Annotated in this window: 22 protein-coding genes; 17 read left to right on the plus strand and 5 right to left on the minus strand. The window is 34.3% G+C overall.

Features of this window, described 5'->3' with window-relative positions:
- Positions 1-43 precede the first annotated feature (43 nt).
- From GKR88_20985 to GKR88_21030, 10 genes are all read left to right on the plus strand, one after another.
- The gene (locus GKR88_20985; protein ID QMU66516.1) at positions 44-238 is read left to right on the plus strand and encodes a membrane or secreted protein; all 195 of its coding nucleotides are present in this window, start codon (positions 44-46) and stop codon (positions 236-238) included.
- Positions 239-290: 52 nt separating this feature from the next.
- Complete coding sequence (locus GKR88_20990) at positions 291-656, plus strand: hypothetical protein (GenBank protein ID QMU66517.1); 366 nt, start codon at positions 291-293, stop codon at positions 654-656.
- A 59-nt stretch (positions 657-715) separates the two neighbouring features.
- On the plus strand, positions 716-1279 hold the full coding sequence (locus GKR88_20995) for a sigma-70 family RNA polymerase sigma factor (GenBank protein ID QMU66518.1): 564 nt from the start codon (positions 716-718) through the stop codon (positions 1277-1279).
- 526 nt (positions 1280-1805) lie between these two features.
- On the plus strand, positions 1806-2300 hold the full coding sequence (locus GKR88_21000) for a hypothetical protein (GenBank protein QMU66519.1): 495 nt from the start codon (positions 1806-1808) through the stop codon (positions 2298-2300).
- A complete protein-coding gene (locus GKR88_21005; GenBank protein ID QMU66520.1) occupies positions 2297-2437 on the plus strand; it encodes a hypothetical protein in 141 nt (46 codons plus the stop codon). Before GKR88_21000 ends, GKR88_21005 begins: the two co-directional genes overlap by 4 nt.
- A gap of 340 nt (positions 2438-2777) precedes the next feature.
- Positions 2778-4001 carry a divalent metal cation transporter gene (locus tag GKR88_21010; GenBank protein QMU66521.1) on the plus strand — a complete coding sequence of 408 codons (1224 nt, stop codon included), beginning with the start codon at positions 2778-2780 and terminating at the stop codon, positions 3999-4001.
- Between the two features lie 96 nt (positions 4002-4097).
- Complete coding sequence (gene lipA / locus GKR88_21015) at positions 4098-4967, plus strand: lipoyl synthase (GenBank protein ID QMU66522.1); 870 nt, start codon at positions 4098-4100, stop codon at positions 4965-4967.
- 764 nt (positions 4968-5731) lie between these two features.
- Complete coding sequence (locus GKR88_21020; GenBank protein ID QMU66523.1) at positions 5732-6388, plus strand: IS4 family transposase; 657 nt, start codon at positions 5732-5734, stop codon at positions 6386-6388.
- Positions 6389-6770: 382 nt separating this feature from the next.
- Positions 6771-7325, plus strand: coding sequence for a redoxin domain-containing protein (locus GKR88_21025; protein QMU66524.1), 555 nt, complete (start codon positions 6771-6773; stop codon positions 7323-7325).
- Positions 7326-7665: 340 nt separating this feature from the next.
- Positions 7666-9012: a redoxin domain-containing protein gene (locus GKR88_21030; GenBank protein ID QMU66525.1), complete on the plus strand. Its 1347-nt coding sequence runs from the start codon at positions 7666-7668 to the stop codon at positions 9010-9012.
- 27 nt (positions 9013-9039) lie between these two features.
- Here the strand turns inward: GKR88_21030 and GKR88_21035 are convergent, their stop codons facing one another.
- Positions 9040-10113 carry an ABC transporter permease subunit gene (locus GKR88_21035; GenBank protein QMU66526.1) on the minus strand — a complete coding sequence of 358 codons (1074 nt, stop codon included), beginning with the start codon at positions 10111-10113 and terminating at the stop codon, positions 9040-9042.
- Between the two features lie 681 nt (positions 10114-10794).
- On the opposite strand from GKR88_21035, the gene GKR88_21040 reads away from it, so the two are divergent.
- Genes GKR88_21040 through GKR88_21060 form a run of 5 tightly spaced genes read left to right on the plus strand, consistent with a single transcriptional unit; the run spans position 10795 to position 19487 of the window.
- A complete protein-coding gene (locus GKR88_21040; protein QMU66527.1) occupies positions 10795-14157 on the plus strand; it encodes a hypothetical protein in 3363 nt (1120 codons plus the stop codon).
- Complete coding sequence (locus tag GKR88_21045; GenBank protein ID QMU66528.1) at positions 14154-14411, plus strand: hypothetical protein; 258 nt, start codon at positions 14154-14156, stop codon at positions 14409-14411. The genes GKR88_21040 and GKR88_21045 overlap by 4 nt, the downstream gene beginning before the upstream one ends.
- Positions 14408-15082, plus strand: a complete 675-nt coding sequence (locus GKR88_21050) for a hypothetical protein (GenBank protein ID QMU66529.1) — start codon at positions 14408-14410, stop codon at positions 15080-15082. The genes GKR88_21045 and GKR88_21050 overlap by 4 nt, the downstream gene beginning before the upstream one ends.
- The gene (locus GKR88_21055) at positions 15055-19053 is read left to right on the plus strand and encodes a hypothetical protein (GenBank protein ID QMU66530.1); all 3999 of its coding nucleotides are present in this window, start codon (positions 15055-15057) and stop codon (positions 19051-19053) included. The genes GKR88_21050 and GKR88_21055 overlap by 28 nt, the downstream gene beginning before the upstream one ends.
- 2 nt (positions 19054-19055) lie before the next feature.
- Positions 19056-19487 (plus strand): hypothetical protein, encoded by a 432-nt coding sequence (locus GKR88_21060; protein ID QMU66531.1) that lies wholly within the window; start codon positions 19056-19058, stop codon positions 19485-19487.
- Between the two features lie 309 nt (positions 19488-19796).
- Here the strand turns inward: GKR88_21060 and GKR88_21065 are convergent, their stop codons facing one another.
- Positions 19797-20543, minus strand: a complete 747-nt coding sequence (locus tag GKR88_21065; protein QMU66532.1) for a hypothetical protein — start codon at positions 20541-20543, stop codon at positions 19797-19799.
- A gap of 119 nt (positions 20544-20662) precedes the next feature.
- Entirely contained in the window at positions 20663-21655 is a 993-nt protein-coding gene (locus GKR88_21070; GenBank protein ID QMU66533.1) for a transposase, read from the minus strand.
- Between the two features lie 376 nt (positions 21656-22031).
- Between GKR88_21070 and GKR88_21075 the strand changes: the two genes are divergently transcribed.
- Positions 22032-22589 carry a transposase gene (locus GKR88_21075; protein ID QMU66802.1) on the plus strand — a complete coding sequence of 186 codons (558 nt, stop codon included), beginning with the start codon at positions 22032-22034 and terminating at the stop codon, positions 22587-22589.
- A 4-nt stretch (positions 22590-22593) separates the two neighbouring features.
- On the opposite strand, the gene GKR88_21080 is transcribed toward GKR88_21075, so the two are convergent.
- Both GKR88_21080 and GKR88_21085 read right to left on the minus strand, forming a co-directional pair.
- Complete coding sequence (locus GKR88_21080) at positions 22594-22872, minus strand: hypothetical protein (GenBank protein QMU66534.1); 279 nt, start codon at positions 22870-22872, stop codon at positions 22594-22596.
- Positions 22873-22927: 55 nt separating this feature from the next.
- Positions 22928-23248, minus strand: a complete 321-nt coding sequence (locus GKR88_21085) for a helix-turn-helix domain-containing protein (protein QMU66535.1) — start codon at positions 23246-23248, stop codon at positions 22928-22930.
- Positions 23249-23388: 140 nt separating this feature from the next.
- Here GKR88_21085 and GKR88_21090 point away from each other — a divergent pair, with 140 nt between their 5' ends.
- A complete protein-coding gene (locus GKR88_21090) occupies positions 23389-24915 on the plus strand; it encodes a hypothetical protein (protein QMU66536.1) in 1527 nt (508 codons plus the stop codon).
- The last annotated feature ends 120 nt before the right edge of the window (positions 24916-25035 follow it).

The raw sequence follows: 25035 nt of genomic DNA on the forward strand, positions 1-25035 counted from the left end.
ATATAGCAAATTATAAGTATCTTTACCGCTACAATACTAAATTATGAAACTCATCTTATTATCCGTAGGATTATTAGCTTTGGGAGTGGCGGGAATTGCCATTAAAATTTGGATTAAAAAAGAGGGTAAGTTTGCGGGTACCTGTGCAAGTCAAAACCCAATGATCAACTCGAATGGAGAAGCTTGTGGGTTTTGCGGTAAAACTCTGGATCAATTTGATAGTTGTACTAAATCTTAGTGTTATTTGTAGTCTCTTAATTTAAATGTCGATGTGGAAAAATAAATTGAGCTTGGCTAAAAAAATAATATTCTTCAGTTCTATTTTCATTTTGGCAAGTTGTTTACCAATTGAAACTAAAGATGCTGAAAAAGCATATAAATATTGGTCAGGAGGCAGACCTCCGAAAGAAATTGAATTAATAAAAGGAGCATATTATCAATCACCTCATTTCTCACTCAAGTATGAATTATTTCTAAAATTCAGAGCGGACAAAAAATGGTTTCATGAGTTTGTTAAATATAATAAACTCGAAATTGACACCGTTGGAAATGATTGGGCAAAATGGACCAAGCTTCCCGGATGGTTTAAAATTGATGAGAATTATCTGATTTATACTAAAGACCAAACTAATGAATTTGAGCGTTCGAGATATTGAACTCATTTAAACTTTTTCAATTTATTACCTTTAGCAACTATTTTTTCAAAATCTCATCATTGAAAATAACCAAAGAATTATTACGTCAACATGTTCAAAAAGCAAAAGAAGGGCATCAGATATCTTTTAATTTTTTATTGGATGTATTCTGGCCTGATGTATATAACTACCAGTTAAAAAGGACTCAAAATGATAATGATGCAGAAGATATTACCATCCAAGCATTTTCGAGAGCTTTTGACAGAATTGATATGTATAATGAAAAATATACCTTTAAAACCTGGTTACTTACGATTTCTAAGAATATACATATAGATTTGGTTAGAAAGAAAAAAACATCTATTCAAACCGATAATTCCAACGAAAAAGATACGGAAGTACATCAAATTATCGATGATAATCCAACGCCTGAAGACACCATTATTACCCAACAGAATTTGGCAAAATTACTACTAGATGTCAAGCAATTAAAACCAAAATATCAAGAGGTTATTCAATTGCGTTATTTTCAGGAGTTAAGTTATAAAGAAATATCAAAGCAAATTGGAGAGCCTATGAGTAATGTAAAAGTGAAATTATTACGCGCTAGAAAATTATTGGCCGAAATTATAAAGAGGTCGTAATTATGTTTCAAGTTGGAAAGTTAAGCTAAAAAAATACCAAGCCGGTTAAACGTTATTCCGAATAGCCATTTTTAAGTGTATAAACCGCTAATCCTACCCGGGTCTTCAATTCGAGTTTTTCAAACAGGCTGTCTCTGTAATTTTCTATAGTTCTGGGGTGCTGGTTATAGCATTGTAAAAAACAACAGCTAACACTTCCAATCACTCCAGTCAAAACAGTAATGTAGCAAATCCAAATCTTTTAGGGTATGTAAAAATTAAAGCCCATACGGATTATCAACCATTAGCTGCTTAATCATGATGAAGGTTGTTTTTAAGTATTTATAAAACAACCTTCATTTAACCTTTTGAAACCTTTGCAAAATAGTGATATATTCTGTATTGAAATTGATTTGGCTTCAAATTTCTTCCTTCTCGAAAATTTTAAATCCTCAAAATCAACAGGTTATTCCGGTTGAAAATTTTCTTCGGGTGTCGAGCTTTTTTGCCAAATCAATTTTGCAAAGGTCTCTTTTTAATATTTAAAATGATGAATCAAATTACATTTACGGATTTTTTAAAATCTTTAATCACCGAAACCATTGTTGCAGTATCAGAAACACAATATCAGCAAGAAAACAAAATCATTGAGTTAAAAGAAGATCTTTTAGCCACAGATGAGCAATTGATACGTAAGTACCACTTAATTGAGGAAGCAAAAAAAGATTTGGAAGCATCGGGTGAAACAGAAAAACCAGAAGATATTATTAAAATAAAAATTAATTCCTTAAGACAGGTGCTATCCACATATTTTGAAAATGGTTATGTTAAACCTATCATAGACGAAGGAAAAATTTCTGCAAAATTCATATACAATATGAATGCTAATACTGTTGAAAAAAGCAGCGAACTTCATACAAAAAAACAGGCAAGTCAATTTCTAAAAAAATCTCAAAAAAAATGGATATCGCTGATATCAGGTCCATTCAAAAACTCAAATTTAACCCTTCGAAAGTTTTTAAATATGATGATCAAAAGATGAATACCATTTCAAAAGGTATGACCATACAAAACATTGATCCGGTAAAAGATAAAGATGTAATCAATACAAATCAAAACTTAGTAAACTCGGTAAAGTTAAAATTTCGAACAGTAATCGTAAATCAAGATGCATCTTGAGGTTTTATATATAATTGCTATTCAAATAGATCAATTTATTAGATCATTGCCAAAAAGTAATTTTCAAATAGTAAAAATTACATTAAATATAGCCATTCCCATTATCGAAGATTTTAAAGAAATAACGATTTCCGAAAATATAAAATTAGTAAAGAACAACAATAATAGTCTTTCTCCGGTCTTACTGTTTTAAACTCAAGAGACCTTTGCCAAAATAATTCGCTATTTTTAGTGCTAATATTGATATTCTTCATTCATGTAAATGGATTAAACAGCGGATGAAATAATGAAAAAGACAGGGTGAGTTCACTATATTAGTAGCAATGAATGCTCTTAAAAAATGAAAAAAACCATTCTAAACTCATTAGGCCCTGGACTTCTCTTTGCCGGAGCAGCCATCGGGGTTTCTCATTTGGTACAATCTACGAAAGCCGTTGCTGACTTCGGTTTTGGCTTACTTTGGGCGTTGTTATTAGTCCATATTTTTAAATATCCGTTTTTTCAATTCGGCCCGAGATATACTGCCGCTACAGGAGAAACGTTGTTAGACGGTTATAAAAAACTCGGCAAAAGCATATTGATTGCCTATTATATCTTAAGCTTTGCTACCATGTTTACTATCCAGGCTGCCGTAACAATAGTAACGGCAGGGCTGGCAATAAATCTTTTCGGGTTTACAGATAATATAGTCACCTGGGCTGCTATCCTCATTATTGTTAGTTTTTTTATTTTGGTGATAGGCAAATACAGATTGCTGGATAATTTAATGAAATACATTATTTTCATTTTGACGATCAGTACCGTCATTGCAGTCATTGTAGCCCTCCTAAATACACAACAAACATTTGACTATGTACAAATACTCCCCAAAGGATCCGCAGGAATTACTTTTTTAATTGCCTTTTTGGGTTGGATGCCTGCTCCTTTGGATATCTCTATCTGGCATTCTATTTGGTCTGTGGAAAAAGAAAAAACAACGTTTCAAAAAATCAAAGCAAAGCAGGTAATTTTTGATTTTAATGTAGGATATATCGGTACTCTTTTCTTAGGGGTTTGTTTTGTTTTATTAGGATGTTTGGTGATGTTTCACTCTGGAGAGACCTTTTCAAATTCAGGGGGTGCTTTTGCCAATCAACTCATCAGCTTATATACTAGAAATCTGGGCGATTTCTCATATATTTTCATTGCCACGGCAGCATTTACAACCATGTTTAGTACGGCTATTACTACTTTAGATGCTTCTCCAAGAGTTATGGCAAAAACAACCGATTTGTTAATTGAGAAAAAAACGATTTTCAATTATTGGTTTTGGATTTTACTGTTGGGGTTAGGCACATTTCTTATTCTAAAATACTTTATCAGTAACATGGGGGCGTTGGTAAAAATTGCCACTGTTTTATCTTTCTTAACTGCTCCTTTCTATGCCATTTTAAATTATATTTTGATCACTGGGAAATATACCCCAAAAAAATATCACCCTAATATGTATTTGAGAATCTTAAGTTGGATCGGAATTGCATTTTTAATAGGTTTTAGTATTTGGTTTTTGATAAATACTTACTGAATCATCCCGACTTTTTCTATTTTCGAAAAATAGACTGAAAATCGCTTATATTCCGTTACTTTTCTTTGTAAATTTGCATTTCGATTTAAATTTTTTATGACACAAAGTACTGCTATACTTCCCGAAAGAAAGAAAAAACCGGAATGGCTCCGTGTAAAACTCCCTGTTGGAAAGAAATATACGGAGCTTAGAGGCTTGGTTGATAAGTATAAATTACATACCATTTGTACAAGCGGAAGCTGCCCGAATATAGGTGAATGTTGGGGTGAAGGTACAGCAACTTTTATGATCCTGGGGAATATCTGTACACGCTCCTGCGGTTTTTGTGGTGTAAAGACCGGCAGGCCGGAAAAAGTTGAATGGGATGAGCCGGAAAAAGTGGCTCGTTCTATCAAAATTATGGGTATTAAACATGCGGTAATTACCTCTGTAGATCGAGATGACTTAAAAGATGGAGGCTCTATTATTTGGGCTGAAACGGTGAATGCAATCCGCAGAGCGAATCCCGCAACAACCTTAGAAACACTTATTCCTGATTTCCAGGGAAAAGAAAAATTGATTGATAGAATCATTGAGGTACATCCGGAGGTGGTTTCTCATAATATGGAGACCGTAAGAAGGTTGACTCGCGAGGTTCGTATTCAGGCAAAATACGATCGTAGTTTGGGAGTTCTAAAATACCTTAAAGAAAACGGCATGAGAACCAAATCCGGAATTATGCTGGGCTTGGGAGAAACTGAAGAAGAAGTCATTCAAACCATGAAAGATCTTCGTAATGTAGGTTTGGACGTAATTACTATAGGTCAATATTTGCAGCCCAGTAAAAAACACCTCCCTGTAAAAGAATTTATTACTCCGGAACAATTTAAAAAATACGAAAACCTGGGTATGGAAATGGGCTTTATGTATATAGAAAGCGGAGCTCTGGTACGCTCTTCGTATAAGGCACATAAGCACGCACATTAAAAAACTCAAATTGAATGTCCGTTATGGCACCTAATGTTTTTTTGATTAAATAATTAGATATTCAATTAATTAAAGAATTGAAAGTTTGAAAGTGTAAAAGCCTATATTTAAACTTTGAGAGCTTGAATATCAGCTTTTTGTTCTATGATAAGTTTTTATCTATAGTACCATAAGAAAAATTTATTATAAAATACTCATCACCTTAAGAGCATCCTTAAATTGAAATTTTCTAACTTTAAACTATACCAGACATCCAAAATTCAAATATTACTATTTTGAAAAAATTAACTTTTAATGTTAATATTTTGAAAAAAATATGTTTTTTTAACATAAAATCTAAATAAAATTTATTTTGGCATATTACTTGTACAATACACTATAGCAATAAATTGTTTCGTTGTGTAAATTATTTGAATTAGTTAGTTGACAGGGAAGCTGTCTAAAAGGCAGCTTCTTTTTCAAATTGATTTTATATCACCTTATACCATTTCTCACTTAAATTTACTCACTAAAAATTGCCCTTTTTCGCTTATGCTTTAAAATAAAACGAAACCGTAGCACTGCCTTTAGATACAACTTTGAGTGATGAACTTAGGATATTTGCTTTAGATTCTACTACAATTGGATCAATCCGAAAACTTGCGGAATTTTAAAGATATTATTGAAAACATTTAAGTTGAGTCAATCGCAAAAGCATCATTCAATAGAGTTTAAAAACTTAATAAACAGTTATTTAATGGATATCCATTTAAAAAAAATCTGAAATGATAAAATTTTTATTCAAGTCTTTCCCACAACTTTTTTGCTTGACCCCTACAATTTCAACAAGTCTAACTTTATGTAATTGGGCTCAAGGCAAATATTCTAAAGGAGCCGTAAAAGCACATACGGTATTGAACCTAAAAGGAAGTATTCCCGAGTTTATATTCATCACAGATGGAAAATACCATGATGTAAATGCTCTTGATGAAATAACCTTTGAAGCTTTTGCTTTCTATGTAATGGATAAAGCTTATATAGACTTCAAAAGACCATATCGTATGAAAAAAGCTGATGTGTTTTTTGTAGTAAGAGCCAAAAAGAACTTAATGTCCAGAGTTGTGATCTCAAATAAGGTTGATAAATCAACTGGTTTAAGGTGTGATCAGCATATCAAATTAACAGGAGTAAAATCAAGAAAACATTATCCTGATAAAATTAGACGTATCAAATATTATGATAAACAGAAAGAGAATACTCTAGTTTTTTTAACCAACAACTTTAAGTTAGAGGCATTAGAAATTGCAGAAGTTTATAGATGTAGGTGGCAGATAGAAGTATTCTTTAAGTGGATAAAACAAAACTACAGTTCAAAACACTCTGGGGATATTCTGAAAATGCAGTCAAAACACATCTATGGATTGCCATTTATGTATACCTAGCAGTTGCCTATCTGAAAAAGCAACTCAAAAATGAACTATTAATCTATGAAATAATGCAAATTTTAGGAATTTCAGTTTTCGATAAAACACCTGTAAATCAAATACTTACAAAATTCAAAAATAAAAACGATGTCAAAGAACAGTATAACTTATTTAATATCAACGATTTATAAATGCAACAGTACTAATCAGAAATGGTATTATTTAGAATTGCTCAATAAACAGCCTTCATTTTTAAGTCAGCATTGAACTAAGGGGTAAGTAATCCTAATCGTTGATGTTATCATAAAAAATACGGAAATAGTAAATGAGTTCAATAAAAATAGTAGTACCTTTCAAGCTTTAAACAAATTCATTATATAGAAATTTTAAAGAATACTATATGGCGCTAACACCCTCAAACAGTATGGAAAAAGGAGTACCGGCTCCTAATTTTGAATTAATAGATACTATTTCTGATAAAGTGGTTTCATTATCAGATATAAAGGGTAAAAAGGGAACTGTGATTATGTTTATATGTAATCATTGCCCGTTCGTACTTCATATAAATGAAGCATTGGTACGTTTGGCTAATGACTATCAATCCAGAGGAATTGGTTTTGTTGCCATCAGTAGCAATGATGTAGTGAATTATCCGCAAGACGGACCTGATAAAATGAAATTGCATGCAATGAATGTCGGATATTCTTTTCCTTATTTATATGATGAAACCCAGGAGGCTGCCAAGGCATACGATGCTGCCTGCACTCCTGATCTATATGCTTTTGACAGCAATCTGACATCCGTATACCATGGACAGTTAGACCATTCCAGGCCAGGAAATGGCATTCCCGTAACAGGAAAAGATATGAGAGCAGTTCTGGATTGTTTATTGAGTAATATCCTCTATACAGGCGATGAGAAACCAAGTATGGGTTGCAATATCAAATGGAAATAATAATACAGCTTGAAAAAGCTTCTAGTTGGGAATTTGCTAAACCTTTTTAAAACACCGGGAAAACGATCTTGTTTTTTGAGGATAATATTAAACTGTATAAAATAGGAGTAGTTGCTTAAAAGATTTCAAAACTAATTAGTACTTTTGTAAAGTAATATACAGAGACCTTTGCAAAATTGATTTGACAAAAAAGTTCGACGCCCGAAGAAAATTTTCAACCGGAATAACCCATTGGTTTTGAGGATTTAAAATTTTCGAGAAGGAAGAAATTTGAAGCCAAATCAATTTCAATACGGAATATATCACTATTTTGCAAAGGTCTCATACAATCACAATATAAATGAAGAATATTCTATTAACATTAACAATATTATTGCCTTTTCAATGGGGGCAATCACAAACCTTAAAAGGACAATTAAAGTATCATGCGGGGCAACAAATAATGCTTACCGGATTCAATTATTATAAAACTTTTGAGTTGACAAAAACGATTGCAGATAGTTTAGGTAATTTTACCCTTACCTATCCTAAAGGTTATAGAGGTATGGCAGTGTTAAAAACGCAAAACAACAGTAGTTTGATAGTAGTATTGACAGAGCCTGATATTACCATAAAAGGGACAGACCTAAAAGAAGTGGATAGCTTGCATTATATAAATGGCGTACGAAACCAACAGTACGCAAATACGGCAAAAGCATACATACAGCAACAGCAGGTATACAAAGCATGGCGTTATTTACAGCCAAAATACAAAAATGAAGAATTTTTAAAACCTCATAAAGAAGTTTCCGAACTGATAAATAAAGAAATAAAGCGTATAGAAGCAGCGGATGACAATATTATAAAAACACTTCCTAAAAACAGCTATTTAAGATGGTTTGTGCCCATGCGAAAACTGGTAAACGATATGCCTGCAACTGCATATAGCTATACCGAACGATTGACTAAAAATATAGAGCAGTTTAGAAATATAGATTTTAACCACCCCAATTTTAAGACCAGTGGTTTATTTAAAGAACTGATAGAAGGGCATTATTTGTTGCTGGAAAATATGGGGCAATCTTTGGACAGTATTTATACTCAAATGAATATAAGTACTGATTATATTATTCATAATTTAAAAGCAGATAACGGAAGTTTATTAAATACGATTTCGGAAAAGCTGTATAAATATTTTGAAAAACGCAGCTTGTTTAAGGCAGCTGCTCATTTGTCTAATCAAATGTTGGAGAAAAACCCACATGTACTGAAAGACAGTATAGCAAAGACGATGCAAAAATATCGCAATTTAAAAGCGGGTAACATAGCACCTGATATCCGATTAAATGCAACTAAAAAACTCAGCGATTACAAACAACCTGTTTTATTGGTATTTGGAGCTAGTTGGTGCCCAAGTTGTAAAGACGGAATTAAAGAGCTTTTAAAATATTATGAACCCTGGAAAACCAAAAAAAATGTAGAAGTAGTATATATAAGTATAGATACGGATAAAGAAGAATACGAAAAAGCATATCAAAACGTACCATGGCATATGTACTGCAATTATAAAGGCCGGGACACGCAGGCAGCTAAAGATTACTTTGTAAATGCTACACCTACTTATTTATTGTTAGACAAAGATCGTAAGATACTGGTACACCCAAATAGTTTAGGGCATGCGGATGCCTGGGTAAATTATAAACTGTAAAGAATATTATTGTTTAAATATTCTAATTTAATTTTTTACATCTAAAGCATCACGTAAAGCATTTCCAATTAGCATAAGTGCCATTACTAAACTCATAATGGCAATTCCGGGAATAATGGCCAAATATGGTTTCCCCAGAACAATATAATTGTAATGATTTTTAATCATCGCTCCCCACGAAGGAGTAGGAGGCTGTGCACCTATTCCGAGAAAACTCAATCCGCTTTCTATTAAAATAGCAGCAGCAAAATTAGCTGACGAAATAACAATGATAGGAGCAATGATATTCGGAAGTATGTGCTGGCGTATAATTCTGAGATTGGAAAACCCCAAAGCATTGGCAACCTCAACGTATTGTTGTTGCTTAACACTTATTACCTGGCCTCTCACCACTCTTGCTACTTCCACCCACATAGTTAATCCTACGGCAATAAACACCTGCCAATAACCTTTTCCCAGAGCCAACGTAATGGCAATGACTAATAAGAGTGTTGGAACAGACCAGGTAACAGTAATAAACCACATAATAAAAGCATCTGTTTTTCCGCCAAAATAGCCCGCTATAGCTCCGACAGGAATCCCAATACACAGCGAAATAAACACCGCTATAAAACCTATAAAAAAAGAAATACGAGCCCCGATAATCAGCCTGCTTAGAACATCTCTTCCGTATTTATCCGTACCGAAATGAAAAGTTTTGGTTTTGATATATTTCTTAGAGTTATGATGAATATCACTCAGTGCTATTTTCTTGGGAAGTACACTATTGTACACCGTATACTCCATATAATTATCAATTATTTTATACGAAGCGATAGGAATCTCAATACCCGTATGTTGTTTTCCGTTTTTTAATATGGAAAGCCATGACTGTTCGATTTTCTTATCCGGAGGCATGGTAAGTATAGTTACTGAAAATCCAGGTTTTTTAGAATGGATTTCCAAGTGCATCTGATTTGCATTACTACTATTGTCAGGAGCTAAAGTATAACCAAACAATGCTACAAAACCTAAAAACAGTACAAACATCAGGCATGCACAACCTATTTTGTTTTGCTTAAATTTTTGAAATGCTAATTGAGAAAGTGATTGCCCGGACATTTTTACAAAAATAAAAAAACCTAATAAGTTATAACTTATTAGGTTTTTATGGAAATGACATGTTTTTGAACTAAATATATGACAAAAATTGATTTTTAAAACCTGTTAAATCTAAATTTTATATCGAACTCGTTTAGACTTCTTTGGTTTAACCCGGATTTTTAACATATCCTTAACAATTTCTCTATTTAAAAAAATCGACGAAATCTACTTTTTGTTGCATATTTTTAAAAGGTTTTAAGATTTCTGTTACACTATCTTCAAACAAACTAAAAAAACCTTGCTGATTTCGTAAAAATAAGTTCCCCTCTTGCAAGGTATATTTATATTGTCTACTTTTGACATTGCTAATATAATAGACGAAGATTGCTATGACCCCATAGTTTTTTCAGAGTTAAGATGAAGACCCCTTGGAGTAGTGTGCTTTTTTCGGCTGTTTACAGGTATCTGTTCAAATGGTAGCCTGTTGTTGGCATTAGATAACTAAAAATAGTATAAACCCTAAAAAGCTACACTATATGAAAAAAAGCGAAAAAGTACTGATCAGGCGTACTTTTAGTAACGCTCGGCCGTACTCGAGTCTCAAAAAAAACAAATAGGTTTGTTTTGTTATTTTATAAAACCGCAATATATGACAACAGCAAACCAACAACACAGAAGTATCATTTAAAACAAATCAATATGAAAAAATTATTTTTAAGCACCCTTACGACGCTATTGACGCTCTGCGTTCAAAGTCAGGATTTACCCAGGATTGTACCTCCCTCGCCGGAGGCTTCGGCGTTAGCCAATTTTATCGAAGTTCCGGTATCCCATTATACAGGGCTTCCTAATATTTCGGTACCTATTTACACGATAAAAGAAGGAAGTATGGAAATCCCCATACAATTATCTTACCATGCAAGAGGCGTACAGGTCTCGGAAGTAGCTCCACGTACAGGTACGGGTTGGTCGTTACAATATGGCGGAAGTATTTCCAGGCAAATGCGGGGAAAAAGCGATGAAAGTATAAAAGGTTATTTGGCAAGAGGTCATTATTTTGTGAATTATCCTCAAGATTTGCAGACAAGACAAGCAGTTCATAATTCTGACAATGAACTTACAGTCGATTTTTATCCTGACCAATTTACTTTTAATGCAGGCGGAGTGAGTGGTAAGTTTGTACTGGATTATACAGACGGCCAACCTTTGATACAGAGTTTTGGGGATATCACCATTGGTTACACCAGAGAAAATGGCTGGTCAGGTAAAATAGATGCCTTTGTAATGACAGATGCTAATGGAAACAAGTACTATTTTGGGGTATCAAAAAACGGACTACGCAAAGCCCGGGATTATCAACATTCTACAGGATACACGATAGATTATTGGGGAAACCAGGTGCTAGATCCGCCAGCGGATGACTCGGACGAATTTTACAGTGCCTGGAAATTAATGGATATAGAGACAGTCACAGGGGATATTATCAGCTTTTTTTATGAAAATCAAGGAGGAGTATATTGGGGAAAATCCGGAGATTTTCATATAAATCCGAACCCAGAAGGATCTACCACAGGTATTGTCGGGATGGGTGATTTGGAACAGATACGCACTAAAATTTCAAGAATACAAAATTATGAATACCAAATTAGTCGTATTGAATTTAATAATGGCAGAGATAAAATAGAATTTATAAGCGAGGCAACAGGAAGAGAAGATTTCGTAGGTCATGCTTTGGATAAAATAGAGATATACCAAGATGATCAACTGGTAAAAGGTTACGATTTAGCCTATGAGTATACAGAAAGCACGGACACGACTAATATGTTACCTGGTTTGTCTTACCTTGCCATGTACTTTAAAAGACTATTCTTAAAAGAAATTTCGGAATACGGAAGTGATAATTCGTACTTGCCACCATACCGGTTCACCTATGACGAAGAGGTATTACCCAGTGTGCTATCTTCCCGACAAGATTATTGGGGCTATTACAATGGTGCGAAAAACAATGGGCCTTTCACAAGAATATTCCATTATGGTTTATATATACCTGACAGACGTGTAGATACTCTAAAGTCAGAAGCAGGTATTTTAAAAGAAATAAAGTATCCAACCGGCGGTAAAGCAAAATTTACTTACGAGCATAATAGGGGGAGATCTGTACCGTGGTCAGACTTAGTTAAGCTTCCTGCTATAAATCCAAGAAGTAGTGATCCTAATTTCCAAGGACTTGGTTTTTTACATGCTGATGCCTATGACGGGGACAGGTACATCGGAGATACGTTTACAGTGAATCCTGACCCTAATGGTATTCTGGCAAGTTTTAGTGTAACGCTGCCTATTGACTATTTGGGTACCGACCAAAACGTAGCTTGTGCCGATCCACTAGAGGATTGTATGTTTATCATGAAACTGGAAGGGCTTAATGGTGCTCCAACCTATTATCTGTATGCCGGAGACACAGATTTTTATATACAACCGGGTGAATACCGCCTGGTATTTGATCCGGTTCGGGATATCGAATGGGAAACAGATCCCGGTAATTGGGATTTTAATCAAGGGGGAGAGCTTAATCCTTTTCCTTACATTTTTAATATTCAGGTATCCTGGCAACAGCAATCGGATTTACCCTTATTATTTGGGCCCGGAAAACGTATCAAAAAAATTGAACACATGGATGTCAACGGAGTGTTAAGTGTTAAGGAATACGAGTATGTTTATCCAACAGATGACTTCTCTCAAGAACCAACTAATCCAAGTGGGAGTATTAAAGGGTTGCCTGCTTTTTTAAATAAGCCTATTGAAGGTTATGACGGTGATTTCTACGGGTTTACTACCCCTTATACTTCTTATTACGATTCCGGCAGTGCATTTAGTAGTTTTCAATCCAATTATATTGGATATTCCGGTGTCGTAGAATATCAGGGGACTAAGAATAATAATATAGGTAAAACAGAGTATGGTTTTACTAACTTCAATGATTCGGGAGGAGATTATTTTGAATTTCCTTATCATCCGCCTACGGATAATGAGTGGCTCAGAGGCAAACCAGTTGGAGTTTATTATTACAAAAACGATGGCAACAGGACTGACGGAAGCATTGAGTACAAGTTAGTAAAACAAGTTCATAACAAATATCGATATGGCGATAGGCTGTATACACCTGATTTTGTGATTCCGTTTGGAAGTATTGGCGGGCTTCAATTTTCAGATGACATTCCCCAAGATGAGCAATTTATTTTTATGCCTAGAGGAGAAGAATTTGAATGGAGTACCAATTCTGACTGGAATTACCAAAAAACCAGAACTAGTTTTAGGTTACCTTTATTCATGCTTAAAAGGTACGCACAAGGGAATTCGGCTAATAACAACCCCAATTACCATAACGCCTATCGAATGTACGATTTAACAGGAGGAACGCTACATTTGGACAGCACCACCGAAAGGATATACAACGATACGGGGATAGTAGAAAACACCACTACCTATCGCTACGACTACGACAAGCATTACCAGCAAAAAGGCAGTAGTATGACCGATAGTAGAGGTGATGTAGTGGAAACTACGAATTACTACCCTTCGGATGTTTTAGGCTATTCGGATCTGGGTTATGACGATCTGACACGTTCCCAGGTCAATGCGATCGTTAAGATGAGAGCACCCGATGTAAACAATCCGGATAGAACCCACCAGTTAGCTACCCCTGTTCAGGTAGAGACCAGAAAGAACGGTTCTGTGGTATCGGTAGTACGTACCAATTATAATATAGAAGACACAGGCCTGGTACTTCCGCAAAGTGTGGCCACTCTAAAAGGAATTTATGATGCGGATACCAATCCCTTGGAAGATAGAATTATATATCATAAATATGATTCAAAAGGCAATCCGGTAGAAGTCAGCAAGAAAGACGGTGGCAGAATTTATTACGTATGGGGCTATGATAAAACATATCCTATTGCCAAGATAAAGGGTATCCATGCGCTGCTCCCGACGGACTTATCGGCGAAGTTTGTTTTACCTGGGAGCAACAAAATGCTATCAGTAGTGCAATACACTCCTCTATGAGAGATGTATCCGCTTCAACCGAGTCCGATTTAAGAGCTGATTTAGCACTCTTACGCGATAGCTTTAGTGGTACGGCAGCCCAAATCACCACCTTTACTTATGACCCGCTTATTGGGGTTACGAGCATCACCGACCCCAGAGGAAGAACCCTTTATTACCATTACGACTCTTTTAACAGATTACAATATGTAAAAGACCACGATGGTAATGTACTGAGTGAACATTCATATAACTATAAAAACCAAACAAGATGAAAAAGACCATCATTCATATCATAGCAGCATGTATGATGTTGCCTTTGGTTCTGAGCAGCCAAACCCAAAGTGAGAACTACGTGGTAAGCAAAACCTATAAAGTTGCCTTACAAGAGAATGAGCTGAGCACCCAAAACCCGGACAGTGTCAGCACGGCGATTACCTACTTCGACGGTCTGGGCAGAGCCAAACAATCGGTTTTGGTGGGCGCAGGAAAAACCGGCTCATTGGAAGCTAACAATGCCATTCCTTATGATTGGAGTGCAGGAGTTCCGACCAATTCGGGTTTTTATAATCCCTTTGGAGCAGGAGTCAATGTGATTACAAATGGTACCACACCATTTGGACATACGGACCTGTTGTGGGAGGGTAGCAACAATGCCTCTAATTATTACGACGGAGGGTGGGATACAAACCCTATTGTGATTGATAATACTTCAGCGTATCGATATACGGTTTGGATGAAAAAAACAGGTAATCTGGAAGACGGGGGAGTGTATTCTTTGGCCAGAAATGTCCATACATTAAATGGAAGTTTTAAAAATTACGGAAACTTTTTTGGAGGAGATCTTCCCGCATTAGACATCTGGTATTTAGTGGTCGGATATGTACATCCTTCGGGTTATGCTATGCAGGAGAGGATTTGGGTATCTCAGGGGTTTATGACATAAACGGAGTCAAAGTTTTGGACGGAGAAGAATTTACCTGGCGGAATGATCAGTCAGATGTTCGTTTTGGGAGCTGTCAATTTCTGGCCTCTGATCCCGCTTCCAAGCTTTATCTGTGGAGCCCTGTAGTACAAAAAATAGATGGAAGCGAAGATGCGTTGGATGTGATAGCTCAAACAACTACGGTATTGGTTGATACAGGAGTGGTCAACCAAGATATGGTAACTCATTATGAGTACGATGTATTCGGACGCCAATCCAAAGAGTATCTTCCTTATCCCTCAAACAGTTCCGACGGTGTTTTTGACCCTATTGCCAAAGAAGGTACACAACAGTATTATCAAAACAGCTATGCTGATGACTTTCCCGATATTACCACTCCTATAAACATCAATGCCTATTCGGAGAAAGTATTGGAAAACTCCCCCTTGGGAAGAATCTACGAACAAACTGCACCGGGAAGTGCCTGGAAAAAAGGAGATAACCTCATTTCCGGTAAAGGCTATTCGGACGGACATACCATTAAATTTGAATACCATACCAATACCGCCACAGAGGTAAAAGATTACAGCGTATCACTAAGCTTTTCAAACAATACCTATACGCCCACACTAACGGCAAACGGGAATTATTACAGCCAGGGAACACTGACCAAAACCATTACCAAAGATGAGAACTGGACTCCTGCAAAGGGTTTGAACCATACCACCGAAGAGTTTAAAGACAAGAGCGGGCAGGTACTCTTAAAAAGAACCTATATCAGTGTAGACCTCAATGACGACGGAGATACTACAGACAGCGGAGAATCGGCCGTAGCACACGATACCTATTATATCTATGACGATTACGGAAATCTGACCTATGTGCTCCCTCCCAAAATAGAAGGCACTACTTCCGGTATCAGTGATATTCTAAGCAAATTGGATGAGTTGGGATATCAGTATACCTATGACCACAGGAATCGCCTGGTAGCAAAAAAGATACCCGGTAAGGGATGGGAATATATCATCTATGATGCACTGGACAGGCCGGTACTCACTCAAGATGCACTGCAAAGAGCACAAAAAAAGTGGCTTTTTACCAAGTATGATATACATAGCAGAGTAGCCTATACGGGAGTCTATACTCATAGTAATACGATCACCCGAATAAACATGCAACATTTGTTTGATACGGAAAATCAGGCAGGAAGCACACTTGCAGCAGCGAGGTTATACGAGACCAGAATTGCCAATACTGCCACCACAGACCCTTTGCAGATAGACTATACCAATGAAAACTTCCCTAAGTCAAACACAGAAGTATTTACCGTAAACTACTACGATTCCTATGACTTTGACAGAGCAGGCGGCCTGTTACCTACTGCCGTAGGCACTGTATACGGAAAAACGCTGACAACTAACATAAAAGGTCTGAGTGGTGGTAGCAAAACCAAAGTACTCCGTACCAGTCAGTGGATCACTACGGTAAACTATTACGATGAGAAGGCCCGGCCGATTTATGTATATACAAACAATGAGTATCTGCAAGCCATCGATATAGCAGAGACAAAACTGGATTTTACAGGTAAGGTATTAGAGACCACTACCACCCATAAGAAAACCGGTAAGGCAGATGTGGTGGTAAAAGACTATTTTGAATATGACCACCAAGACAGGCTGCTCTCTCAAAATCAAAAAGTAAATGACCAAATTACAGAGCGAATGGTAAGCAACCGTTATGATGAGCTGGGACAACTCAAAAGCAAGCTGGTAGGCAATGCCGCCAAATCGGGCTATAAAGATATAACCAGTGGAATCAGTATTTCAGGAGATATCATCACCAAGACCGGTAGCAACGGTTGGAATGAAGGATTGGCTACCTTAGGAAGTATTGAAGGGGATGGGTATATAGAGTTCAAAACAGCATCTACAAACAAATGGTATATGGTAGGGTTATCTTCCGACAATTCCAGTCCTTCTTACAATACAATAGATTTTGCAGCATATCCTGCAGGTACTCATATTCATATTTATGAATCAGGATCTTGGAAAAAGAATTGTGGACCTTTTGTTGCCGGAGATGTCATTAGAGTAGAACGCAAAGCAAATAAAATTTATTACAAAAAGAATAATGAAGTAATTTATATCTCATCTAAGACACCTGTTGGAAACCTATTGGGAGATATTTCAATGCACTCAGATGGAACAAGAATCCAAGACTTGCACATCGTAGACAACGACAAAGGGTTGCAAGAGGTAGATTACCGATATAATGTAAGGGGGTGGTTAAAAAATATCAATCAGGATACAAAAGATGACCGGGATTTGTTTAACTTTACCTTACGATACAACGACCCTGTGAACGCAACAGCCCTATACAATGGAAATATCAGTCAGACTATTTGGAGTACTGACAATACCGATACCAGCGAGAAAATGTACAGCTATTCTTATGATGCGTTAAATAGAATCACAGGGGCAACAGGCTCAACTTCATCAAATTATGATTTAAAAGGAGTAAATTATGACAAGAATGGAAATATTTTAGGTCTTGAAAGATATGGACACGTAAATGAAGAAGCAACAGAGTTTGGGGTGATGGACGATTTACATTATCGTTATGATACAGGGAATAAATTACTAGGAGTATTGGATAAATCTGAAATTACACAAGGCTTTAAAGATGGAAATACTTCAACTGTAGATTACACCTATGATACCAATGGAAATATGATTGCAGATAAGAATAAAGGCATTATACATATAGATTACAATCACTTGAATTTACCAACTTTAGTACAATTAGAAACAGGTAAAATTTTGTATACTTATGATGCAAGTGGAGTAAAGTTAAGAAAAGTAGTTGATGATGGTTATGCTAGTAGTTTTACAACAACAGACTATGCAGGGAATCATATTTATGAAAATGATAAACTACAGTTCTTTAATCAGCCGGAGGGGTATGTAAAAAACGAGGATGGCAAGTTCGGATATGTGTATCAATACAAAGACCACTTAGGCAATGTACGATTATCCTATGCAGATACCGATGAATCAGGGGATATATCGCAGGAGGAAATTATAGAGGAAAATGCGTATTACCCCTTTGGGCTTAAACAAAAAGGGTATAATAATGTAGTTAGTTCTAATGGGAATAGTACCGCACAGAAGTGGAAATATCAAGGACAAGAATTAACAGAAGACTTAGGATATAATATGTATGAATATACTTTTAGACATTATGACCCAACAATTGGAAGATTTTTTGCTATTGATCCTTTAGCTGCAGATTATGTGTATAATTCAACTTATGCATTCCAAGAAAATAAACTTGGTCTTGGTACCGAACTTGAGGGGCTTGAATTAAGAAAACATGAGTGGTTAGATAAAGAGGGGCAGAATCACGTTGATTATACAGCTAATATAAAAGTCGTTAATAATTCAAGTGCCTCACAAAAGGACATAATAAGTTATGCCACTGATGTAGCAAGTGCAATTACAGATAAATTTTCTGGTACTGATGCAGATGGTAATATTACAAGTATGAATGTAAAATTGGAGTTTGTTGATGAAATTAGTTCATCTGATTTTGCGATTGAATTTACAGATAAAGTAACAGAAAAAAGCCCTATAACTGGTAAAGACAGAGTAGCTGCTGCTGATGGAAAGACAGATGAAATTGGCAATACAGAAACAAATAGAATGCAACTTTTAATTCCAGGTAGAGCAGCGCCAGGACCATACGAGGCAGTATTAAAAGAAGATATAGGGACAAATGGAGCTCACGAATTTGGGCACGCAGCTGGGTTAAATCATCAATCTTCAAAAAATAATAGAGTATCTAGGAATAATAACATTCCTTTGGAGCAAAACAATTTAATGAGAACTAATGGTAGAGCGAAACAAGTTGTTAATAAAAAGCAAAAAAGCGTGATTTATAATAATACCAAGAGCCAACCTAGAGGAAGATTTTATAAACCAAAAAAGAATTGAAAATGAAATTATCAATAAAAATTATTTTTTTTGTTTTCATTTGCTTTGTTCTTAGCTGTAAAAAGACAATAAAAAAGAATAATTTAATAAGAGACAAATATAAAGTTATTATTGGTAGTAAAGAGGATACAATTTACAAATCGAATAGCGATATATTACATATCGTTTTCGAAACGGAATTTGATAAAGATTTATTAAATGTAAATTTTAATGGAGAAAGTATAGAGTATTTTTTAACTACTGACGGAAGTACAGGTTATGCTGATTATATTGATTTAGGTAAGCTATCAAGTTTTAAAAAGATTGAGTTTAGGATTAACAAAGGGAAATCGATAAAAATTGATAATGTGAAAACTAATTTAATTAAAGTTATTTATCTCAAAGATAGTATTGTAGAAATTAGTTTTAGTAATAATCCTAAAGCCTACAAATAACAATATTAATCAAACCAAAATAAAAACCACCTTTAACGAGGTGGTTTTTTGTTTAAGAAGCGTATGCCTTTTTAGTTCTGTAATCTCTAATAAGCGCATGGCACACACTATTAAAACCACGACAAAAAGGTTCCAACATTGGAACTTTCCAATAATGACAAGGGTTTTAAGGAAATGACATAAGTTGAAAATTTATAAAGACATAGGAATATTTAATAGTGGATATTTCTATGTTCTTTCATGACTATAAAGTGAATTTTATATAATCGTAACCAGAGTTATCTAGGAAATGAGTTTATTTGAAGTATTTTAAGAATTACACCCTATAGGAATTACACAAGCATTAAATTCTTGATTGGTTCGTACTCTATTTTTTCTAGCATCCTGTATTTTTTCTCTGAAGAAATGTTTGTTGGGAATTTTGCCAAGGATGACTTCCATAGGAGCTAATCCATATAATTCTGTGGGAAATCTATGGTAATTATAATATTCAACAAAACGTTCTAAATCTTTAAGATGTGATTTTTCATTAAGAGAATATTTTCCATGTAGAAATTCAGTTTTATAAATACTGTGTGTACTCTCAGACATAGAATTCGAAAAAGGAAAGTCTTTGGTTTGTGCTGTTATTTTGGTAACTACTGGAGGTGCTTTTATGCTATCTATCCACGTTAAGAATTCTCCTTTATTCTCACTTCCACCATCAGATAAAATATTAATGGGTTTTACAGCATTGTATAAACCGTACTTTTCAAAAGTCTCTTGAAAAAGTTTTTTAATAAACTCGCTTCCAGCTTTTCCATTAGTAGATGCTTTGTGTAATATCGCTTTAGAAAAATTGTCTTTTACAAAAGCTACTTTTTGTATTCCGTCTTCTACTGTATTCACGTTAGTAATATCCACATGTAACCATTCAAAAATTCTATTGGCTTTCAATCCTTTTTTTCTTTCAGACTTAAAACGCTTTGGTTTTATATACCCTAAAGCAGATGCATATTTATTAAAGGTAGATTTTCCACAAAACACCAAACCATTTCTAAGCGCATGATAATACAAAGTAACTTTTGTTTTTCCGTAGTTAGCAGAATCAGTTACTAGATTTTCAATCGTAGAAACCTCTTTCCCCGTATTCTATGATAAAAACAAGTAAAAGTTGAGATATTATTTTTACTAATTTATGCAGCAAATTTAAAAGTATCTACATAGGGTGTTTGTCGTTTGACAACGGCAAACACTCTTGCTATTAATTTGTTTCTAATAATGTTAACGGTACTCATTTTACTTTTGCCTTGTTTTATTCTTTTATGATAGTATAATTTCATTTCTGGGTTATGTTGTATAGCAGAAATAGCGCACATATTAATAATTGCTTTCAATTTTTTATTAGCCAAATGAGAGACTTTTGTACGTCCTTTAATACTAGTTCCAGATTGGTAAGGAAAAGGAGCAACACCACAATAAGAGGCAAACTTTCTCCAGTTTTCAAATTTTGAAAAATTGTCAGTAAACACAATCATCATTATAGCAGTTTGCATTCCTATACCTTTAACACTAGTAACAAGGTTATAGGTTTCTTTTAACATTATATTTTGGTCAATAATAGCTTGCATTTGAGTATTAATCTTGTGTATTTGTTTGGTTAGTTCTGCAATCATTTTTTGTTGAACGTCAAAGATTATTTTATACTCTTTTGCTTTATAAATTCTTTTTTGTTCTTTCAAAGTAACTTTAAAACCAGCTCTTTGTTTGTTAAGTTTTGTCCTTAAAGATAAGAGACTTTTTAGTTGTAATATACTTCTTTTAGGTAGCTTACTGGGTTTAAGTTCTTCTTTTAATCGATACCCATGAGCAATGCGTTTGGCATCAATTTGGTCATCCTTTCCACGAGCAATACCAATAGATCTTTTAATTTCTAAACCAGAAGCTATGAAAAAAGATAATTTTTGTTCAGTTAAAGACACAGATAATAAATGAGAGTACATTCCTGTATGTTCAAATACAAACATGGTTTCTTCTTTAGAGAAAGACGAATTTTTAAAACTCCACTTTAGCATTAATTTAAATCCAGATTTACTGTTCTCAAACTGTTGAACAATTTGTTTAGAATAGATACAAACATCAATTAATAATTTACTGACATCGATTCCGATAATTTCATTTGTTTTCATAATTTTGTAATTAGATATTAATAATAGTTACTTAAACTAAGACCTTTAATAAGGGCAGAAACTGAAATTCTATATGGTTCTAAGTAACTTTTAAAAAGAACGGAGACTAATCGGGGGATGGCTCTAAAAAGCTAGCTGGCCGCTAAAGTTCACTCCGTTCTTTTGTGTTTTTGGTTATCAACAAAATAAGAGTTATTAACAAAGAAAAAAAGAAGCAAAAAAAGAAATTTCATCATAACTATTATGTTTTTATTTTAAGTAATTATTTCTATTTGCTAATCTAAAGGCTCCCGCTAGTTTGTAACTAGTGGCGTCAAAGATGATAACAACAAAAAGCTATGCTGCAAAGCGTAGCTTTTTGTATTTTAGCAATGCTATGAGTAGAAATTATAAATTTTATAATAAGAGTGGTTTATATTTTGTGAGTTTTGCAACAATCAATTGGATAGATGTTTTTACACGACAAGTCTATTTTGATGTATTAGCAGACAGTATAAATTATTGTAGAAAGGAAAAAGGAATGGAGTTGTATTGTTATTGTTTTATGCCAAGTCATGTACATTTTATTTTTCGTTCATCAAATAGCGAACCTTCAGAATTATTAAGAGATTTTAAACGACATACTTCAAAGAAAACTATAGAAGCTATAGAAAACAATCCACAAGAAAGTAGAAAAGAATGGTTATTATGGATGTTTAAAAGAGCAGGAAAGAAACAGGGAAATATCTCTAAATATCAGTTTTGGCAACATCATAATAAACCTGTAGAGTTATGGAGTGAAAAAGTTATCAAACAGAAAATAGATTATATACATAACAATCCTGTAGAGAGTGGTTTTGTAACAAATTCTATTGATTGGAAATACTCAAGTGCTAGGAATTATGCAGATGATACTACTATTTTAGAAATAGATAGTACAGGATTTTTTGAATAGGCTTTCACTCTTTGGGTTTTCTAATAAAAAAAGGTTGTTCAAGATTCCAATTGTAGAAAGTAACCAAATAGTCTAAAACCATTTTATATTCAGGAGTTTGTTCAAAATCAAAAAAGAAACCTTGGTCAGCCTCTGTGGTATTGTCATAATGCGCTGCTAAGAGACGTATATTTTCTTCAAATTTATAAGGGCAATTTTGGTCATTAGGTAATGTTAAGCTTTCATTTGTTTGTTTGCCAAAATGCTTAAAAAAATCGTGCTCATCTTTAATGTGAAACTTCATAGCTAAAAATTAGTATTTATAATAGCACTAATTTACAAAATAGCTTTTAAAAAGATTAGTTGAAGTTCACAAATTTTACAATAAGTTGTTTTAGTAGTTCTTTGTCTTTTAAAGCAAGTTTCTGAGACTTTTGTATTAAAAGAGTTAGTTCAGTATCCTTTTCTTTATCAAGTCCACATAAGGCATCTAAAGAGACTTCTAGTTTTTTAGCAATCGCCAATACTACATCTAGTTTTGGTACCACTTCACCACGTTCATACCGTGCAATATTTCCATGACCTATCCTTAAATGGTTAGCCAATTGTTTTTGAGTAAGCTCTTTTTTAGTTCTATAATGCTTTAGGTTTTGGATAAAATCAGATAAAATTAAGTTCATAAAAGGTGTTTTAAAAAAAGATTCGTGCAATTTTTCTGTAAAAATAAGGGATTAAGAGCAAGTATCCAAATATGGATATTGTTTTATTACTCATTTGTGGATACCTTAGATTTTTCAATGCACTTTAAAAGTATCCATATATGAATATTTTAGACACAAGTAACACCAACAACTACAAGTACACTACAAAACATTTAGAACTCCATATTTTAGGTGGAATTAGAACCAACAAATTAGAAAGTCTACGAGTAACAATAAGCATACAGAAACCCAAACAGCATAACGTTTTAAGGCAAAGTATAGACTTGTATAATGATAATCAAGTAGAGAAATTAGTACGAAAATCAGCAGAAAGATTAGAAATAGGAACAAGTATCGTAAGAAAAGTATTACAAGAACTCACACACGAATTACAGAATTATAGATTTTTATTATTAGACAAACAAGCAGAAGCCTATAAACCCTACACAAAAGAGTTAACAGCTAAAGAAATTGCAGAATCAGAAGAATTTTTAAGACAGGGAAACTTGCTAGAGAGAACCAACAAATACATCAGTGAATCTGGAGTTATTGGCGAAGACGTTAATAGATTGCTGATGTATTTAATTTTTACGTCAAGAAAAACCAACAATCCTTTGCACTGTATTTCTTTGGGAAGTTCTGGAACAGGTAAAACACACCTGCAATCTTCTATAGCAGCTTTAATGCCAGAAGAAGATATTATAGAAGTAACTACTTTATCTGCAAATGCTTTGTACTATTTTGCTAAAACAGAGCTCTCTCATCGAATTATTATGATAGAAGATTTAGACGGCGTACAAAAAGTATTGTATACCATTAGAGAATTTGCTAGTAAGAAATGGATTAAAAAACGCGTGGTTCATAAAGATAAAAACGGAGAGAGTAAAACCATTCCCTTAGAAGTACAAGGCCCTGTTTGTTTTGCAGGCGCTACCACCCAAGAGACTATTTACGAAGACAATGCCAATCGTTCTTTTTTATTATACATAGATGAAAGCCAAAAACAAGACAAACGTATTATGGATTATCAGCGATTAGTCATTGCAGGAAAAGTAGATGAAAGCCTACAGCATACAGCCAAAAGCTTATTGCAGAATATACAGAGAGTTTTAAAACCCATCAAAGTGATTAATCCGTATGCAGAATATTTAGAGCTTCCGCAATCCGTTTTTAAACCAAGAAGAACCAATGCTCATTATTTACGATTTATAAGTGCCATCACATTTTACAAACAATACCAACGCGAACACAAAGTAAATAAAGAAACTGGAGAAGAATACATAGAAACAGAAATAGAAGACATTAAAGAAGCAAATGAATTAATTATAGAAGTATTATTAAGAAAGTCAGATACATTAACAGGAGCTTGTAGAAATCACTTAGAGAATCTAAAAACATACTTAAAGGAAGAGAATACAACCACGTTTACAAGTTCTGAAATTAGAAGAAAATTAAGACTCAAAGAAAGTACATTAAGAAACTATACTAAACAACTCTTATTAGAAGGTTATATAAGATACGTAAAAGCAGAAAAAGGGAAAATGTATCATTATGAAATTGTTGATATAGACGAATATACAAACCTTAAAGCGCAGATAAATAAAGCGTTACAAGACTGTATAGATAGAATAAAAGGTAAAGAATAATACTTGTCTGTACGACACGCACCCTCGCAAGTTCGCAACCACTTCGCAAGTAGCATTTTTGCGAAGTTATTTAATTAACAATCAGTTTATTAAATAAGGTTCGCAACAAAGCTTCAAAAA

The sequence above is a fragment of the Flavobacteriaceae bacterium genome (assembly GCA_014075215.1).
Classification (GTDB): domain Bacteria; phylum Bacteroidota; class Bacteroidia; order Flavobacteriales; family Flavobacteriaceae; genus Polaribacter.

Coding starts and splice junctions, on each gene's coding strand:
- GKR88_21070 (QMU66533.1), bottom strand. CDS start 21,655: ATGAAAACAAATGAAATTATCGGAATCGATGTCAGTAAATTATTAATT.
- GKR88_21035 (QMU66526.1), bottom strand. CDS start 10,113: ATGTCCGGGCAATCACTTTCTCAATTAGCATTTCAAAAATTTAAGCAA.
- GKR88_21045 (QMU66528.1), top strand. CDS start 14,154: ATGAGAGATGTATCCGCTTCAACCGAGTCCGATTTAAGAGCTGATTTA.
- GKR88_21085 (QMU66535.1), bottom strand. CDS start 23,248: ATGAACTTAATTTTATCTGATTTTATCCAAAACCTAAAGCATTATAGA.
- GKR88_21075 (QMU66802.1), top strand. CDS start 22,032: ATGAGTAGAAATTATAAATTTTATAATAAGAGTGGTTTATATTTTGTG.
- GKR88_21090 (QMU66536.1), top strand. CDS start 23,389: ATGAATATTTTAGACACAAGTAACACCAACAACTACAAGTACACTACA.
- GKR88_21040 (QMU66527.1), top strand. CDS start 10,795: ATGAAAAAATTATTTTTAAGCACCCTTACGACGCTATTGACGCTCTGC.
- GKR88_21060 (QMU66531.1), top strand. CDS start 19,056: ATGAAATTATCAATAAAAATTATTTTTTTTGTTTTCATTTGCTTTGTT.
- GKR88_21080 (QMU66534.1), bottom strand. CDS start 22,872: ATGAAGTTTCACATTAAAGATGAGCACGATTTTTTTAAGCATTTTGGC.
- GKR88_21020 (QMU66523.1), top strand. CDS start 5,732: ATGATAAAATTTTTATTCAAGTCTTTCCCACAACTTTTTTGCTTGACC.
- GKR88_21025 (QMU66524.1), top strand. CDS start 6,771: ATGGCGCTAACACCCTCAAACAGTATGGAAAAAGGAGTACCGGCTCCT.
- GKR88_21000 (QMU66519.1), top strand. CDS start 1,806: ATGATGAATCAAATTACATTTACGGATTTTTTAAAATCTTTAATCACC.
- GKR88_20985 (QMU66516.1), top strand. CDS start 44: ATGAAACTCATCTTATTATCCGTAGGATTATTAGCTTTGGGAGTGGCG.
- GKR88_21010 (QMU66521.1), top strand. CDS start 2,778: ATGAAAAAAACCATTCTAAACTCATTAGGCCCTGGACTTCTCTTTGCC.
- GKR88_21030 (QMU66525.1), top strand. CDS start 7,666: ATGAAGAATATTCTATTAACATTAACAATATTATTGCCTTTTCAATGG.
- GKR88_21005 (QMU66520.1), top strand. CDS start 2,297: ATGAATACCATTTCAAAAGGTATGACCATACAAAACATTGATCCGGTA.
- lipA (QMU66522.1), top strand. CDS start 4,098: ATGACACAAAGTACTGCTATACTTCCCGAAAGAAAGAAAAAACCGGAA.
- GKR88_21050 (QMU66529.1), top strand. CDS start 14,408: ATGAAAAAGACCATCATTCATATCATAGCAGCATGTATGATGTTGCCT.